Annotated in this window: 19 protein-coding genes; 6 read left to right on the forward strand and 13 right to left on the reverse strand. The window is 64.7% G+C overall.

The genetic code is table 11. From position 1 onward, the window contains the following. Nucleotides 1–25: 25 nt before the first annotated feature. From hda to EP379_RS10770, 4 genes are read right to left on the reverse strand one after another with little or no spacing between them, the layout of a single operon-like run. Nucleotides 26–727, reverse strand: a complete 702-nt coding sequence (gene hda, locus EP379_RS10755) for a DnaA regulatory inactivator Hda (protein ID WP_420824459.1) — start codon at nucleotides 725–727, stop codon at nucleotides 26–28. After that, nucleotides 705–1,766, reverse strand: coding sequence for an AI-2E family transporter (locus EP379_RS10760; RefSeq protein ID WP_127477810.1), 1,062 nt, complete (start codon nucleotides 1,764–1,766; stop codon nucleotides 705–707). Before EP379_RS10760 ends, hda begins: the two co-directional genes overlap by 23 nt. Then, on the reverse strand, nucleotides 1,763–2,314 hold the full coding sequence (locus EP379_RS10765; RefSeq protein WP_127477811.1) for a CDP-alcohol phosphatidyltransferase family protein: 552 nt from the start codon (nucleotides 2,312–2,314) through the stop codon (nucleotides 1,763–1,765). The genes EP379_RS10760 and EP379_RS10765 overlap by 4 nt, the downstream gene beginning before the upstream one ends. A gap of 9 nt (nucleotides 2,315–2,323) precedes the next feature. Beyond that, nucleotides 2,324–3,385, reverse strand: coding sequence for a DUF2066 domain-containing protein (locus tag EP379_RS10770; RefSeq protein WP_127477812.1), 1,062 nt, complete (start codon nucleotides 3,383–3,385; stop codon nucleotides 2,324–2,326). A gap of 133 nt (nucleotides 3,386–3,518) precedes the next feature. Here EP379_RS10770 and purM point away from each other — a divergent pair, with 133 nt between their 5' ends. The 3 genes from purM to EP379_RS10785 are packed head-to-tail and all read left to right on the forward strand — an operon-like array spanning nucleotide 3,519 to nucleotide 5,613. Further along, complete coding sequence (purM, locus tag EP379_RS10775; protein WP_232023896.1) at nucleotides 3,519–4,574, forward strand: phosphoribosylformylglycinamidine cyclo-ligase; 1,056 nt, start codon at nucleotides 3,519–3,521, stop codon at nucleotides 4,572–4,574. Beyond that, nucleotides 4,574–5,212 carry a phosphoribosylglycinamide formyltransferase gene (purN, locus tag EP379_RS10780; protein WP_127477813.1) on the forward strand — a complete coding sequence of 213 codons (639 nt, stop codon included), beginning with the start codon at nucleotides 4,574–4,576 and terminating at the stop codon, nucleotides 5,210–5,212. Before purM ends, purN begins: the two co-directional genes overlap by 1 nt. 26 nt (nucleotides 5,213–5,238) lie before the next feature. Beyond that, nucleotides 5,239–5,613, forward strand: a complete 375-nt coding sequence (locus tag EP379_RS10785; protein WP_127477814.1) for an SEL1-like repeat protein — start codon at nucleotides 5,239–5,241, stop codon at nucleotides 5,611–5,613. A 94-nt stretch (nucleotides 5,614–5,707) separates the two neighbouring features. Here EP379_RS10785 and EP379_RS10790 read toward each other — a convergent pair whose 3' ends face one another. From EP379_RS10790 to EP379_RS10830, 9 genes are all read right to left on the reverse strand, one after another. After that, on the reverse strand, nucleotides 5,708–5,911 hold the full coding sequence (locus EP379_RS10790; protein WP_127478897.1) for a cold-shock protein: 204 nt from the start codon (nucleotides 5,909–5,911) through the stop codon (nucleotides 5,708–5,710). Between the two features lie 170 nt (nucleotides 5,912–6,081). Beyond that, nucleotides 6,082–6,336, reverse strand: coding sequence for a hypothetical protein (locus tag EP379_RS10795; protein WP_127477815.1), 255 nt, complete (start codon nucleotides 6,334–6,336; stop codon nucleotides 6,082–6,084). A 197-nt stretch (nucleotides 6,337–6,533) separates the two neighbouring features. Next, nucleotides 6,534–7,118, reverse strand: a complete 585-nt coding sequence (locus tag EP379_RS10800; RefSeq protein WP_127477816.1) for a HupE/UreJ family protein — start codon at nucleotides 7,116–7,118, stop codon at nucleotides 6,534–6,536. Between the two features lie 228 nt (nucleotides 7,119–7,346). Further along, nucleotides 7,347–9,113 (reverse strand): nickel-dependent hydrogenase large subunit, encoded by a 1,767-nt coding sequence (locus tag EP379_RS10805; protein ID WP_127477817.1) that lies wholly within the window; start codon nucleotides 9,111–9,113, stop codon nucleotides 7,347–7,349. A 177-nt stretch (nucleotides 9,114–9,290) separates the two neighbouring features. After that, entirely contained in the window at nucleotides 9,291–10,562 is a 1,272-nt protein-coding gene (locus tag EP379_RS10810) for a (Fe-S)-binding protein (RefSeq protein ID WP_127477818.1), read from the reverse strand. Between the two features lie 370 nt (nucleotides 10,563–10,932). After that, nucleotides 10,933–11,592 carry a hypothetical protein gene (locus EP379_RS10815; RefSeq protein WP_127477819.1) on the reverse strand — a complete coding sequence of 220 codons (660 nt, stop codon included), beginning with the start codon at nucleotides 11,590–11,592 and terminating at the stop codon, nucleotides 10,933–10,935. A 1-nt stretch (nucleotide 11,593) separates the two neighbouring features. Then, entirely contained in the window at nucleotides 11,594–12,679 is a 1,086-nt protein-coding gene (locus tag EP379_RS10820; RefSeq protein WP_127477820.1) for a hydrogenase small subunit, read from the reverse strand. Beyond that, entirely contained in the window at nucleotides 12,669–13,097 is a 429-nt protein-coding gene (locus EP379_RS10825) for a hydrogenase expression/formation C-terminal domain-containing protein (protein ID WP_172600450.1), read from the reverse strand. The genes EP379_RS10820 and EP379_RS10825 overlap by 11 nt, the downstream gene beginning before the upstream one ends. Next, complete coding sequence (locus EP379_RS10830) at nucleotides 13,094–13,561, reverse strand: HyaD/HybD family hydrogenase maturation endopeptidase (protein WP_127477822.1); 468 nt, start codon at nucleotides 13,559–13,561, stop codon at nucleotides 13,094–13,096. The genes EP379_RS10825 and EP379_RS10830 overlap by 4 nt, the downstream gene beginning before the upstream one ends. A 135-nt stretch (nucleotides 13,562–13,696) precedes the next feature. Between EP379_RS10830 and EP379_RS10835 the strand changes: the two genes are divergently transcribed. Genes EP379_RS10835 through hypB form a run of 3 tightly spaced genes read left to right on the forward strand, consistent with a single transcriptional unit; the run spans nucleotide 13,697 to nucleotide 15,114 of the window. After that, entirely contained in the window at nucleotides 13,697–13,927 is a 231-nt protein-coding gene (locus EP379_RS10835; RefSeq protein ID WP_127478898.1) for a HypC/HybG/HupF family hydrogenase formation chaperone, read from the forward strand. Further along, on the forward strand, nucleotides 13,920–14,267 hold the full coding sequence (gene hypA, locus EP379_RS10840; protein WP_127477823.1) for a hydrogenase maturation nickel metallochaperone HypA: 348 nt from the start codon (nucleotides 13,920–13,922) through the stop codon (nucleotides 14,265–14,267). Before EP379_RS10835 ends, hypA begins: the two co-directional genes overlap by 8 nt. Nucleotides 14,268–14,313: 46 nt before the next feature. Beyond that, the gene (gene hypB, locus EP379_RS10845) at nucleotides 14,314–15,114 is read left to right on the forward strand and encodes a hydrogenase nickel incorporation protein HypB (protein WP_127477824.1); all 801 of its coding nucleotides are present in this window, start codon (nucleotides 14,314–14,316) and stop codon (nucleotides 15,112–15,114) included. Nucleotides 15,115–15,305: the final 191 nt, after the last annotated feature.

Here is a 15,305-nt window from a genome sequence, read left to right on the forward strand (position 1 = left end):
AGCTCTGAACTTATTCAGAACTTCCTTAACTGATCAGTTCGCGCACGAAGGGAATGGTGAGGCGGCGCTGCGCCGCCAGGGAGGCCTGATCCAGCCGCTCCAGCAATTCGAACAGGGCCTGCATGTCGCGCGGGCAGCGCCGCAACAGGTAAGTGCCCACTTCCTCGCTCAAATCCATGCCACGGGCCCGGGCCCGCAACTGCAACGCCGCAAGCTTGCCGGCGTCATCCAGGGGCTGAAGTTGGAACACCGGTCCCCAGGCCAACCGTGAACGCAGATCCGCCAACTGAATGCCGAGGGTGACGGGACTGGCATCGGCCGCCGCCAGCAGACGCCCGCCGGCATCGCGCACCCGGTTGTAGAGATGGAACAGCGCCTCCTCCCAAGCCGCGTTGCCAGCCACCGCCTGCAGGTCATCCAGGCACACCAGGGACATTTGCTCCAGGCCATCGAGCATGGCCACCCCGGTATCGGCCAACCCGGCCAAGGGCAGGTAGGCGGGACTGCCTCCGCCGGCAGTCACGGCATGACAGGCGGCCTGGAGCAGATGGCTGCGACCGCTGCCCCCAGCGCCCCACAGATAGATGAAAGGTTCGCCGCCCTGCTGCAGCAGGTGCAGTGCCGCGGCGTTGTCGCCGGGGAGGAAATTGGCAAAGGTGGCGCTGTCGCGCAGCCCGATGCGCAGGGTCAGTTGCCGTTCCACGTCAGCCCCGGTTGGCGGCGGAATAGAGCCGGCTGTCGAGATAACGCCGGTGGGCATAGCGCAACAGCACCAGCACCATCGCCGCCACCGGCAGGGCCAGCAGGATGCCAAGGAAGCCGAACAGCTGGCCGCCGGCCATCACCGCAAAAATCACGGCGACCGGGTGCAGACCGATGCGCTCGCCCAGCAGCCAGGGCGTCAGCACCATACCCTCCAGCAGTTGGGCCACACCGAATACCGCCAGCACGTAGAGCAGGGGCAACAGTTCATGGAACTGCAGCAGGGCGGCGATGCCGGCGGCGAACACGCCGACGATGAGACCGAGGTAGGGAACAAAGCTGACCAGGCCGGCCAGCATGCCGATGAGCAGGGCCAGGTCCAGACCGATCAGCCACAGGCCAAAGGTGTAGATAAGCCCCAATGCCAGCATCACCAGCAGCTGACCACGGAAGAAGGCCCCCAGCACTTCATCCACCGCGCGCACCAGTTTCACCACCTCGGGTTCGACGCGCCGCGGCAACAGTTCCTGCAGCCAGTCCAGCAGCCTTTGCCAGTCGCGCAACAGATAGAAGGCCACTACCGGCACCAGCAGCAGGTTGGCCAGCCAGCCGAGCAGGGCCAGGCCGGAGCGGGACATCGAGGCCAGCATCTTCGCGGCCAACCCGCCGGCCGACTGCCACTGCTCCACCACATACCTTTTGAGGGCGCCGAGGTCAGGGGCTTCTGCCAGGCCAAGACGGGTCTGCAACCAGGGCAGGGCCTGTTGCTGCAGCCAGTCGAGCAACGCCGGCAACTTGCCGGCGAGCAACACCAACTGGCGCTCCAGCATGGGCACCAACACCAGCACCAGCAAAACTCCCAGCAGGGCCAGGGCGAGAAACACCACCGCCACCGCCACGGTGCGCGACAGGCGCCAGCGTGCCAGCGACTCCACCAGGGGATTGCCGATATAGGCCAGGATTGCGGCGGTCGCGAAGGGGGCCAATACCGGGGCCAACAGGTACAGCAGCACTCCGGCCAGAATCAGCACCGCCAGCGCCAGCCATTTCTGTGATTCCGTCATCCTTTGCCTTCCTCTCCCAGGGCGCGCCGGCTCCATATCCATACATAGGCCATGCCGCTGAACAGGGTAAATGCCCCCACCAGCCACACCAATCCATCCAACACTGCCGATGGTACATCCCCCTGCCACAGCGCCAGCAGGACGACGAACACCAGCGTGATCTGCAATACGGTATTGAGCTTGCTGACCCGCAGGGGCTCCATTTCATAGGCGCCGAACAGACGGTAATAGGCCAGCGCCCCGGCAACGATGATGCCATCGCGCAGCAACACCATCCCCACCAGCCACCACGGCAGCGCCCCCAGCCAGCCCAACGCGAGGTAGGCGCACAACATCAACAGCTTGTCCGCCAGCGGGTCCAGCACTGCACCGAGGCGGCTGCGCCAGCCATAGTGTTTGGCCAGAAAACCGTCCAGGCCATCGGAGAGTCCGGCCAGCACGAAAAGTGCCAGGGCGCTGCCATGATTGCCCTGCAACAACTGCCACAGAAACGGAGGGATCAGCAGGATGCGCAGGCCGGTGATGAGATTGGGCAGAAAAGACAACATGTCCCGCCGTCAGGGGAGCAGGCGGTACTGCCGCTCCAGGCTCAGGGGCTCTGCCATTCCGGGCAGCGCTGCCAGGGTCGTCCCCAGCCCGATGGTACGCGCCACGGCATCCGGCCCCACCTCCAGGGTCAACCGACAACTCACCGTCCCGCCCTGCACAGCGGTGACCTGGACTGCGCTGACGCCGCTGAGTGAGCTCAGGTAACGGAGCAGGCGGGCATAGTCGGCCAGTGAATTGACGTCGCTGATGTGCAGGCTGAGCTGCGTGCCGCCACCCACGGCACCCACCTGGGCGAAGCGCGCCGCCAGGGCATCGGCACTGCTCTCCACGCCGGCGGTCAGTACCTCATCCGGCACCGCCCCGGTATTGTCCCAGTGCAGCACTTCCTCGCCGATCCGCAGGGTCCAGCGCGCATGCCAGCCCCCCTGACGATCGTGGTACAGACGGCCAAGCAGGATCGCCTGTGGCTGGTAGCGGGCAGAGGCAGTCACGACCGTTTCCTGAAATCCGCCCCACACATCGGCCGCGGTCACCCGGGCCTGATCCTCCAGATCGAGCAGGGGCAGACGCAGGGGCAGACCACGCCGGCGCGCCGCCGTTTCCAGCGCTGGCCAGGCGACGCTTTCCGCCGCAGACACCAGACGCCGTTCGCTGCCGGTCTCCAGCGCCAACCACACCAGCAGCAGGGGGCGTGCACTGCCCCACACCGGCTGGCCGCGCTCACGCAGGGACTGGTTGATGGCCTTGGCGTCGAAAGACATCCACAGCGCCAGCGTGGCCGGCGTGGTGTCCGTCGCCCGCACCGTGCGGTAACGGTACTGCTGCACATAGCGGGGGGCGTTGTCGAGCAGATCGGCCAGCCCTGGATCCTGTGCCGTGGCGCCATAGCCGGTGGCGCGCACCAGCACCTCGGCCAGCCCGTCACGCATGGCCTGCTGGCGCGCCTCCGCCTGCTGGTCGGCCACCACGACCTCGGCCTCGTAGAGATCGCGCACCTCCGCCGCCGTCGCCGCACCCGCGACCAGCCCGATGAGCAGCAGTATCCAGAGAAGAGAAGGGAGTCGCTTCATGCCCGCGCACGCTATGTCACTGCCTGCCGCAAGTCAAGCCGCGGCAGACGGCGCCGGATGTTCAAGGTACAATAGCGCACTTTCCGTACCGTGGGCCCGGCCCACGCATCACCAGCCTCGACGGGGACTACACGTGAGCAACGACAAGCAGCACAGCGCCGGCCTCAGCTACCGCGACGCCGGGGTCGACATCGACGCAGGCGACGCCCTGGTCGAACGCATCAAACCCTACGCCAAACGCACCCAGCGCCCCGAAGTGATCGGCGGCCTGGGTGGCTTCGGCGCCCTGTTCCAGGTGCCGCTGGATCGCTACAAGGAGCCGGTCCTGGTATCCGGCACCGACGGCGTCGGCACCAAGCTCAAGCTGGCGATGCAGCTGCACAAGCACGACACCATCGGCATCGATCTGGTCGCCATGTGCGTCAACGACCTGGTGGTACAGGGCGCCGAGCCGCTGTTCTTCCTCGACTACTACGCCACCGGCCACCTCGATGTGGACACCGCCGCCGACGTGATCAAGGGCATCGCGGAAGGCTGTGAACAGGCCGGCTGCGCCCTCATCGGCGGCGAGACCGCCGAGATGCCGGGCATGTACCACGGCGGCGACTACGACCTGGCCGGCTTCGCCGTCGGCGTGGTGGAAAAGAGCAAGATCATCGACGGCAGCAAGGTGCGCCCGGGTGACGCCCTGATCGGCCTCGCCTCCTCCGGCCCGCACTCCAACGGCTATTCCCTGGTGCGCAAGGTCATCGAGGTGAGCAACGCCTACCTGGGCGAGGAGTTCCACGGCAAGACCCTGGGCGAGACCCTGCTCGCTCCCACCCGCATCTACATCAAGCCGCTGCTCAAGCTGTTCGCCGCGGTGGACGTGCATGCCCTCGCCCACATCACCGGCGGCGGCCTCATCGAGAACATCCCGCGCGTGCTGCCGGAGAACTGCCGCGCCGTCATCGACGGCAAGAGTTGGCAGCGTCCGCCGGTCTTCGACTGGCTGCAGCAGAAGGGCAACATCGCCGAGCGCGAGATGCACCGCGTGTTCAACTGCGGCGTCGGCATGGTGATCGCGGTAGCCCAGGAAGACCTGGCCCGCAGTCTGGAGCTGCTGCGCGGCGCCGGCGAGAACGCCTGGCACCTGGGTGCCATCGATACGGTGGCCGCGGACGGTGCACAGGTCGTGATCAATAACTGATGAGTGCGACCGGCCCGCGCAAACTGCCCATCGTCGTCCTCATCTCCGGCAGCGGCAGCAACCTGCAGGCCATCATCGACGCCGCGCAGGCCGGTCTGCCGGTGGAGATCCGCGCGGTGATCAGCAACAAGGCCGAGGCCTACGGTCTGGAGCGTGCGCGCCAGGCCGGCATCACCACCCGCGTGCTGAACCACAAGGACTATCCCGATCGGGAAAGCTACGACGCCGCGCTGGCCGCGGTCATCGACGACTGCGGTGCGGAACTGGTGGTGCTGGCCGGCTTCATGCGCATCCTCAGCGACGGTTTCGTGCGCCGCTACGAAGGTCGCATGCTCAACATCCACCCCTCGCTGCTGCCGCGCCACCGCGGTCTCGACACCCATGCCCGCGCCCTCGCCGCCGGTGACGCCGTACACGGCGCCACCGTACACTTCGTCAGCCCGGAACTGGATGCCGGCCCGATCATCCTCCAGGCCCGTGTGCCGGTGCAGCCCAACGACAGCCCCGAGTCCCTCGCCGCCCGCGTGCTGCGCGAGGAGCACCGCATCTATCCCGAGGCCATACGCTGGTTCGCCGAAGGTCGCCTCAAGCTGGACCAGGGACGCGCCCTGCTCGACGGCAAACCGATCAGCCCCTGAAAAACATGCAGCCCAGGAGATACGCCATGCGCCACCGTTTCACCGCCGCCCTGTTCTGTCTCTTCTGCTCCACCTTCGCCCGTGCCGGCTTCGAGGAGGGCATGGCGGCCTATGAACAAGGCAACTACACCGCCGCCTACGCCGAATTCCTGCAGGCGGCCCGGCAGGGCGATATGCGCGCCCAGGGCAAACTGGGCGGGCTGTATCTGTATGGCGTGGGCGTGGAGAAAAACTACATCGAGGCCTATGCCTGGCTCGACCTCGCTGCCGGCCAGGGTGACACCTCGGCAGAAAAATTCCGCGATGCCATCGCCGACCAACTCACCATCAAACAGATGCGCGAGGCGGCCGTGCTGGCAGAGGACTATTACGACAAATACGTCGCGCCGTTCAGGAAATAAAACACCTGTCCTGCACCGTACACTAGCGCATGCCTGAAAAAGGAAACCCGCCGTATGGCGGGTTTCTCAATTCAGCGTTACCGCTGCAAGTTGCTTAGGCGGGAACCACGTTCCGGGCCTGCAGGCCTTTCTGTCCCTTTTCCGTTTCGAAAGTCACAGCCTGACCTTCACGCAGGGTGCGGAAGCCGCTGCCCTGAATGGCGGAGAAGTGCACAAACACATCTTCGCTGCCATCGGACGGTGCAATGAAACCAAAGCCCTTGGATTCGTTAAACCACTTCACGGTACCTGTAGCCATGCAAATCACCTCAAAATGAATTTCTGATGCATCCCAACCACAGCTGTTGAAGATGAGCTGCCTGTTCTCCGGCGGATAAGCAGAAAGACACGTTTCAACCTGCAGCGCGACCAAGTATAGCCCTGTTTTTTGACGCAAGCCATCATCCGCCAGACAGTGTGACGGCGTCGTCAAAACAGTGTTTCACGATAGCGCTCCACACCGTTTATTAGCAAAGCCTGAATTGCTCCATCACCCAAACGAGCCACGGCGACACCGGACATGTCCACTTCATCCGCTGCCGAACGTTCCAGCTTGCGCCCTTTCCCGGCGGGAACAAAATAATCCTCGCTACCGTAACGCACGCCGACGTGGTGCAGCGCCTCGGTCTTCCCGGTATCCGGGTTCCACCACGGCTCACCCGCATACTGAAACCGGCCACCCACCTGCCCGGCGGCAACTCATGGAACACCGCATGCGGCCATCCATAGGGCGCACCGGGTTCCAGCATCACATCGATGGTGTCATGGCGTTGCAACAGCCACCGTCCAGCCCTGTTCCATCCAATGCAGCAGGCGGTGCTCCAGTTGTTTCTTGAACGACACGTCCACTCCCTGACGACAACCGCGCGGTTGTGGTGATATCACCCCGGCAGCAGCAGACCGGCCACCAGCCAGGCACCGGCCCCCGCCACCAGGGCGCCGCCGCCGCGCAGCAGCCGGGGACGCTGCCGGAGCGCATGGCCGATGCCGAAGCCGGTCAGGTGCAGCGCGCCGCTGGCCAGGACCATGCCGGCAACATACAGATAACCCACCGCGGCCACCGGCACCTCGGCGCCGTGGGCATGGCCGTGGAACAGAGCAAACAGTCCGACCAGGGCGATGCCCGCGCCGGCCGGCACGCGCCAGGCCAGGGTCACCGCCAGTCCCAGCACCAGCACCGAGGCGGCGATGAAGGACTCCACCAGAGGCCAATGTGTTCCGCTCAAGCCCAGCACCGCGCCGGTGACCAGCATGACGATAAAGGCCATCGGCACCTTCCAGGCAGCGCTGCCGCCCAGGGTGGCGGCCCACAGGCCGACGGTAAGCATGGCCAGCAGATGATCGACACCGCTGAAGGGATGGAGCAGGCCGGCTCCGAATCCGCCGGTGCCGAGACCGGTGTGGGCGGCGGCGATGCCGGGCAGGGCCATGAGGCCGATGATGCTAACGATATGACGCAATTTCATTGGGCTGTCCTCCTTGATTAACGGCGATACAAGTTTCAAGTGACAAGTGACAAGTGACAAGTGACAAGTGACAAGTGACAAGTGACAAGTGACAAGTGACAAGTGACAAGTGACAAGTGACAAGTTGCGCAGGTGTGCGCTGCGCGCACGGTTGTTTGAATTCAAATACAGTACGAGCGCAGCGAGTTCATTCACTTGTAACTTGTCACTTGCAGCTTGTAACTGGTTTCAACGAACCGTCACCTTCACCAGCTCTTCACCGTCCGGGTCGGTGACGTGCACCGCGCAGGCGATGCAGGGGTCGAAGCTGTGGATGGTACGCAGGATCTCGATGGGCTGCTTGGGGTCGTGCAGCGGCTGGCCCTTGAGGGCGGCCTCGTAGGGACCGTCCTGTCCCTGCGCATCGCGCGGCCCGGCGTTCCAGGTGGACGGCACCACCGCCTGGTAGTTGTCGATGGTACCATTCTTGATGACGATCCAGTGACCCAGCGCGCCGCGCGGCGCCTCCATGTAGCCGACGCCGCGGGCGGTCTGCGGCCAGGTGGCGGGCTCCCACAGGGTTTCGTTGAAGGTGCGCAGGTCGCCGGCCTTGATGTTGGCGATGAGCTGGTTGTACCAGCCGGCCATGGCATCGACGATGATCTTCGTCTCCAGCGTGCGCGCCGCCGTGCGCCCCAGGGTGGAGAACAGCGCCTGCACCGGCACGTCCAGGGTGCGCAGCGTCATGTTCACCAGTTCCTGCGTCTGCGCATGACCACGGGCATGCAGCATCAGCACGCGCGCCAGCGGCCCCACCTCCATCGGCTTGCCCTTCCAGCGCGGCGACTTGAGCCAGGAGTAGCTCTTGTCGACCTCAAGGTGCTCGTAGGGCGGTGTGGGGCCGGTGTAGTTGAGGTTGGTTTCGCCGTCGTAGGGATGCAGTCCCTTTTCCTTGCCCACGCTGTAGTCGTACCAGGAGTGGGATACGTATTCCTGGATGTGATCGGCGGCGTTCATGTCCAGCTCATGCACGGTGGAGAGATCGCGGTTGAGGATCACGCCGGAGGGGATCAGGAAGCTGGACGGGTCGTCCATGCCATTGGCCGGGAAGTCGCCGTAGGTCATGAAGTTGCCCACGCCCTCGCCGTATTGCGCCCAGTCCTTGTAGAACGAGGCGATGGCCAGGGTGTCCGGCACGTACACCTGATCGACGAAGTCGCGCATCTGGCCGATGATGTCCTTCACCTTCTGCAGGCCGGTGAGGTCCACCGCCGTGGCGCCGGCACCGCCACGGAAGTGCGGTCCCTTGCCGCGGCCCGGGTGGTCCGGATGCACGCTGATGGCGCAGGGCACGCCGCCGACCAGGAAGTTGGGGTGCGGATTCTTGCCGCCGAAGATGGCGTGCAGCTTGGCCACCTCGCGCTGCCAGGACAAGGCCTCCAGATAATGCGCCACCGCCATCAGGTTGGCCTCCGGCGGCAGCTTGTAGGCCGGATGGCCCCAGTAGCCGTTGGCGAAGATGCCGAGCTGACCGCCCTCGACGAAATCCTTCAGCTTCTTCTGCATGTCGGCGAAATAGCCGGGCGAGGATTTGGAATAGTGGCTGATCGACTGCGCCAGTTCCGAGGTGGCCTTGGGATCGGCCTTCAGTGCCGATACCACATCCACCCAGTCCAGTGCATGCAGGTGGTAGAAGTGCATCACATGGTCATGCACGTACTGCGCGGCGATCATCAGATTGCGAATCAGCTGGGCGTTGGGCGGAATCGGATAGTTGAGCGCATTCTCCACCGCGCGCACCGAGGCGATGCCGTGCACCAGGGTGCACACACCGCAGATGCGCTGGGCGTAGGCCCAGGCATCACGCGGGTCACGGCCGCGCAGGATGATCTCGATGCCACGCACCATGGTGCCGGAACTGGAGGCCTGGGTGATGACGCCGCCCTCGGTCTCCGCCTCGATGCGCAGATGACCCTCGATGCGGGTAATGGGATCGACTACCACACGCTGGTTCATAAAGAAATCCTCAGTCAGTCCGCCAATGGACGCAAATAAACGCGAATAGCTATTGAGCTAGCCACCATGACATGGCTCATCCGGTGGGCGGCAGCACCGCTATCTCGGGCCCATGAACCTGCTCCTTGATTTGCGTACATTCGCGTTCATTTGCGGACCCGACAAGATATCTGACGTTCATTTACCGGCCTCCTGTTCCACCAGATGCTCGGCCACCAGTTCGGTCAGGCCGACCACCTTGACGTTCATGTTGTAGTGCTCCAAGCCTTCCTCCAAGACGATGCGGCAGTTGGCGCAGGCGGTCACCATGGTGTCCACGCCCAGCGCATCGAGCTGGGCCTTCTTGCGCTTGAAGGCCTGCAGGCGCAACGCCTCGGCACGGTCATTGGCACTGACGCCGCCACCACCGCCGCAACACCAGTTCATCACGCCGTGGTCCGGCATCTCGCGGAAATCGCTCGCCACCTCGCCCAGCAGCACCCGCGGCGGCTGCACCACACCACCGCGGCGCACGATCTGGCAGGGGTCGTGGAAGGTCAGCGCCGCATCCTCCTTGCCGGAGGTCTTGAGACGCCCGCTGCGGCGCAACTCATCGAGCAGTTCGAGGATATGCACCACCTGGAACTGGTAGGGCCGGCCGATGAGATTGGGACCTTCCCAGCGCAACGCGGTGAAGGCATGGCCGCATTCCGGGCTGATCACGTTCTTCACCTGCAATTTTTCCGCCGCGGTGACGATGCGCGCGACAATCTCCCGGGCAATGTCAGAGGCGCCGATTTGGATGCCGCTGTTGGTGGCCTCGAAGGCCTCCGATGAAAGCGTCCAGCTCACGCCGGCCTGATGGAAGATGCGCGCCAGGGCACCGAGGTATTCCGGGAAGTTGATGATCTCCATGGACGACAGCAGCGCCATGTAGTCGGCACCCTGCACGTCAATCGGAATGCTTAGCCCGGTCTCCGCCTCCTGGGCGCGGATCTGCGCCTGCAGGGCCTGCAATTTCACACCCATCGGGCTGCCCAGCTCGATGGTGCGCTTGGTGGCACCGATGACGCCCTCCGGTGCATGGCCGGCGACGGCCATGCCTTCGCGCATCTTGCGCACCATGTAGGTGATGTCGTTGCCCACCGGGCAGACCATGGAGCAGCGGCCGCACAGGGTGCAGCTGTCGTACACCAGCTCGCTCCAGCTTTTCAGTTCCTCGTCGCTCACCGGCTTGCTCAGGCCGAGCAGGCGTCCGACACGCCCGGTCAGGGTGTACTCCTGCTGCCACAGGCGGCGCAACGGCTCCAGCTTGTGGATGGGCGTGTATTTTGGGTCACCGGTCTCGGTATAGAACAGGCAGGCATCGGCGCACATGCCGCAATGCACGCAACTGGAGAAGAAGCTGGCGATGGGGGCATCCATCACCTCGCGGAAGGCATTCAAGCCTTTCTCAAGTGTCGCACTCATGACGCCACCTCCGTTTCAAACTGCGTTTTTAGGGTGTGCAAAGGAGCGTTAGCGATGTGCCCACCCTCGGCGCCCAGGGTGGGCACGCTGCGCTTTGCCCACCCTACACATTTGCGCATCCCCGCTACGCGGGGCCCCTGCTTACTGCTCATGACGCCACCTCCGCGCCAACCTGCCGGCGACTTGCTCCGTGCCTGTCGGTGGCCGGCGTCATTCGCGGACGTGCGCATCCCCGCTACGCGGGGCCCCTGCTTACTGCTCATGACGCCACCTCCGCTCCAACCTGCCGGCGACTTGCTCCGCGCCTGTCGGTGGCCGGCGTCATTCGCGGACGTGCGCATCCCCGCTACGCGGGGCCCCTGCTTACTGCTCATGACGCCACCCCCTTGCGCGCGGCGATGTCGCCGTTGTACCAGCGGGCGATGAACAGGGTGAAGGTGTGGGTGAGCTTGGTGAAGGGGAATACCACCAGCAGCAGTTCGACGGACAGGATGTGCAGCGCCAGCAGCAGGGTGTAGTCGAGCAGCAGGTGATGGTAGGCCATGTACCCGGTGAGCAGCGGCAGGAAGGTCACGGTCCAGGCCAGATAGTCGCCGAAGCCGGACAGAAACCGCTTCACCGGGTCCATCAGCCGGTGCACCAGGGCGACGATGAGGGCGATCAGGGTGATCACCGTCACCAGGTCGACCAGCGGTGTCGGCAGCGCCGGCCAGCTCAGGCCGGTGAGCGAGCGGATCAGCTCGATGTGCGGCAGCAGGAACAGCAGCACGACGAACAGGCCGATGTGGAACACGAAGCCGGCGACGATGGTGAGCCCGGAGCGGCGCCAGGTATCGGCATGGGGCAATGAGCGGGTAACGATGGTACGCCAGCCCGATCCCGGCGTCGGGCTGCGCGGCACAGCCAGATCGCGCTTGCGCCCCAGGCTGTAGACCTCGATGAGGCGCAGCGTCATGCCGAACAGGAAGATGACGGCGGCAATGACCAGCCCCGGCCCGCGCGCCCATAGCAGCAACTCCATGGCACTCATCTCACTTCTCCAGGTCTGCGATGGTGACGGTCTGGTGTCCGGCCCGGGCGCGCGCCTTGCGCTGGCGGTTGGCCAGGCCGATGGCAATGCCGGCCGCCGCGCCTGCGGCCACCGCCGCCGTGGCGGCACCGCTGACGGAGTTCACCGGCGTGGAGAGTGCCTTGTAGAAACCACCGGCATCCCAGAAGTCCGGCTCGGAACAACCGATGCAGCCGTGGCCGGACTGCACCGGCCAGCTGGTGCCGCCGTTCCACTTGGTGGTGGCGCAGGCGTTGTGGGTGGTCGGTCCCTTGCAGCCCAGTTCGAACAGACACCAGCCGTCGCGCGCCCCCGCATCGTCGAAGGTCTTGGCGAACTTGCCCTGGTCGTAGAACGGCCGGCGATAGCAGCGATCGTGGATGGACTCGCCATAGAAGGCGCGCGGCCGCCCCAGATCATCGAGGTCGGGCAGCGTGCCGAAGGTAAGGTAGTGGGCCAGCACCCCCACCATCACCGCTGGCACCGGCGGGCAGCCGGGAACATTGATGATCGGCTTGTCCTTGACGATGTCGGACACCGCCACCGCGCCGGTGGGATTGGGCTGGGCGTGGGGCAGGCCGCCGTAGGCGGCACAGGTGCCGATGGCGACGATGGCGGCGGCGCCGGCCGCCGCCTCCTGCAGCATGGCAAGATTGCTGATGCCGGCGATGGTGGAATACACGCCGCCGTCCTTGAGCGGGATGGAGCCGTCGACGATGAGCAGATAGTTGCCCCAGTCCGCCTTCATGGAGTGCTCGCGCGCCTCCTCCGCGGCATGGCCGGAGGCCGCCTGCAGGGTGTGGTGATAGTCGAGGGAGATGGCATCGAAGATCAGGCTCTCGATACTGGGGGAATGGGCGCGGGTCAGCGACTCGGTGCAACCGGTGCACTCCTGGAACGACAGCCAGATCACCGCCGGACGTCGCACCCTGCCTAGGGATTCGGCCACCGCCGCCGCCATGGACGGCGGCAGGGCGAGCAGCGAGGTGGTCGCCGCACAGAATTTCAGGAAACCGCGCCGGCTGACGCCGCGCCGCTTCAAAATATCGAGCATGGTTTCATCCGCCATGACCACCCTCCTGATTCAATTCGAACAGACGGGCACGCAAGGCCTCCAGCCCGTCCTTCACGTCATCCTCCGGCGCCAGCAGTATCTCGGGGCACCAGGCCACCTCGATGAACTCGGCCAGCACCTCGTCCTCGTCGTTGTAATGGGTCACCCACCACACACCGGGGATGCCGGTTTCGTGGATGCGCGTCGGCCCCAGACTGTGCACCTCGGCCACCACCTCGCCCTCGCCCAGGGTTTCCTCCAGCAGGTCATAATCCTCCGGCGTCAACGGCAGGCCGGACAGATCGATGCTGCTCTCCTCGCCCTCCTCCACCAGCTTCTGCAGCAGGTTTTCCACTTCGCGCAGCACCGCTCTGGCATTGCCGTTGCCGCCCACATGCACCACATGCACGCCGATATTTTTCAGACTGTTCATTGTCGCCATTTCCGGATGAGATCGAGGGCCATGGTGCAGGCCCGGGGGATCGCCGCCGCGACCACCGGGCTGGGCGTATCCCCCCAGCCCAGCTCCTGTGGCTGGATACCGATGAGGGCACGGCGCGCCGGCAGGGAGTCGGTGAGATGGGCGATGGCCAGCAGGTCGAGCAGGCTGACCTCATGCACGCTGCGGCGCTTGCCGCGCCCCAGATAGTCGTCCATCGCAGCCTCCTCAAACAGGGTGACGGTGCCGGGAACCGCCTTCAGTTCGGCGGCATCGATGATGATGAGTTCGTCGGCCTCGGCCATGGGGCCGGCCAGGGTGAAACTGAGGGTGCCGCCATCGAGATATTCGACGGCATCGAGAGCGGGATGATCGCGGCGCAGACGCTCCACCACATGCACCCCTACCCCCTCGTCGGTAAGCAGGGTGTTGCCCACGCCCAGCACGACTGTGGTCATGATCTCCTCGGAATTGTTTTAGTTATTGGTGTTGTCCGCTAACTATAGACACAGTTTGTGACATTTGGCGAGTGTGTTGGGTTGTCCCGGTGATATGGCTATACTCGCGGGGACTTGGCCAGCGGATTTCCCACCATGTGTCTCGGCATTCCCATGCAGATCATCGGCATAAGCGGCTACAACGCACGCGCCAGCGCCAAGGGCGTGGAGCGCGACATCAGCCTGTTCATGCTGCAGGACGAGCTGCCCGCCGTGGGCGATTTCGTCATCGTGCACGTGGGCTACGCCATCCAGAAGATCAGTGAGGAAGACGCGCGCCAGTCCTGGGAACTGTTCGACCAGATCCTGGCGGAAAGCGATGCATGAATTGTCGGTGTGCCAGGCGCTGCTGGCCCAGGTGGAACAGGTGGCAAGGGAGAACGCCGCGCACAGCGTAGAGAAAGTCGTGTTGCGCATCGGTCCGCTATCCGGCGTCGAGCCGCGTCTGTTGCAGGATGCCTTCCCCATCGCCCGCGCCGGCACCGTGGCCGCCAGCGCCGAACTGGTGATCGAGGAACTGCCGCTCACCGTGCGCTGCCAAAATTGCGGTGCCGAGACCGCCGCAGCGCCCAACCGCCTCATCTGCGGTGCCTGCGGCGACTGGCACACACAGCTCATCAGCGGCGATGAACTGTTATTGGCAAGTATTGAGCTGACGAAGTCTTGAAGTTCTTATACTTGTAACTTTCCACTTGTAACTTGTATCTGCCCCTATGTGCGACACCTGCGGCTGCAACATCACTCCCGGCAACAAGCACCTCATCGAGGCCGGCGGCAAACTGTCACACAGCGCTGACGGCAAGGCGGCGGTGGAGGTGCTGCACGGCCTGCTGGGCGAAAACGACCAGCAGGCGGCGCACAACCGCGAGCATCTGGAGAAACACGGCGTGCTCGCCATCAACCTGATGTCGTCCCCCGGCGCGGGCAAGACCGCATTGCTGGAGGCGACCATCGCGGCAATGAAGGATGAACTCCGCATCGCCGTCATCGAGGGCGATCTGGAGACCGAGAACGACGCCGAACGCATTCGCGCCCAGGGCGTGCCGGCGATCCAGATCACCACCGGCAGCGCCTGCCATCTGGACGCCCACATGGTGCACGATGCCCTGCACCACCTCGACCTCGCAAAAATCGACCTGCTGTTCATCGAGAACGTCGGCAACCTGGTCTGCCCCGCCAGCTTCGACCTCGGCCAGCACCGCAACGTGGTGTTGCTCTCCACCACCGAGGGCGACGACAAGCCGGCGAAATACCCGGTGATGTTCCGCGCCGCCGATCTGCTGCTGCTCACCAAGTCCGACCTGCTGGCCGTGCTGGACGACTTCGACCCGGCGCGGGCCGAACAGCATCTGCGCCAGCTGGCCAACGCCGCCCCGGTGCTGCAACTGTCCGCCCGCAAGGGCGCCGGCATGGACGCCTGGTTTGGCTGGCTGCGCGCAGAGACTGCGGCACGCCGCGCGGCCGCGCGCAAGCTGCGGCCAGCGGAAAGATTCAACGGTGTATTCCGTGTATGAACGTCAAAAGACTTCAACGCAAAGACGCAAAGGACGCGAAGAGCGCAAGGGTAATGGGGGCAAAAAGCCCCTGGATGAACATCGCTGGTGCAGTGTGGTCTTGTGCGGACTCAGGTGCAGCGACGCGTAGGGTGCGCGGTGTGCACCCTACGGAAAAATTATTCTTTGCGCCCCTTTGCGTCTTTGCGTTG

This window comes from Sulfurivermis fontis, from assembly GCF_004001245.1.
GTDB lineage: Bacteria > Pseudomonadota > Gammaproteobacteria > Thiohalomonadales > Thiohalomonadaceae > Sulfurivermis > Sulfurivermis fontis.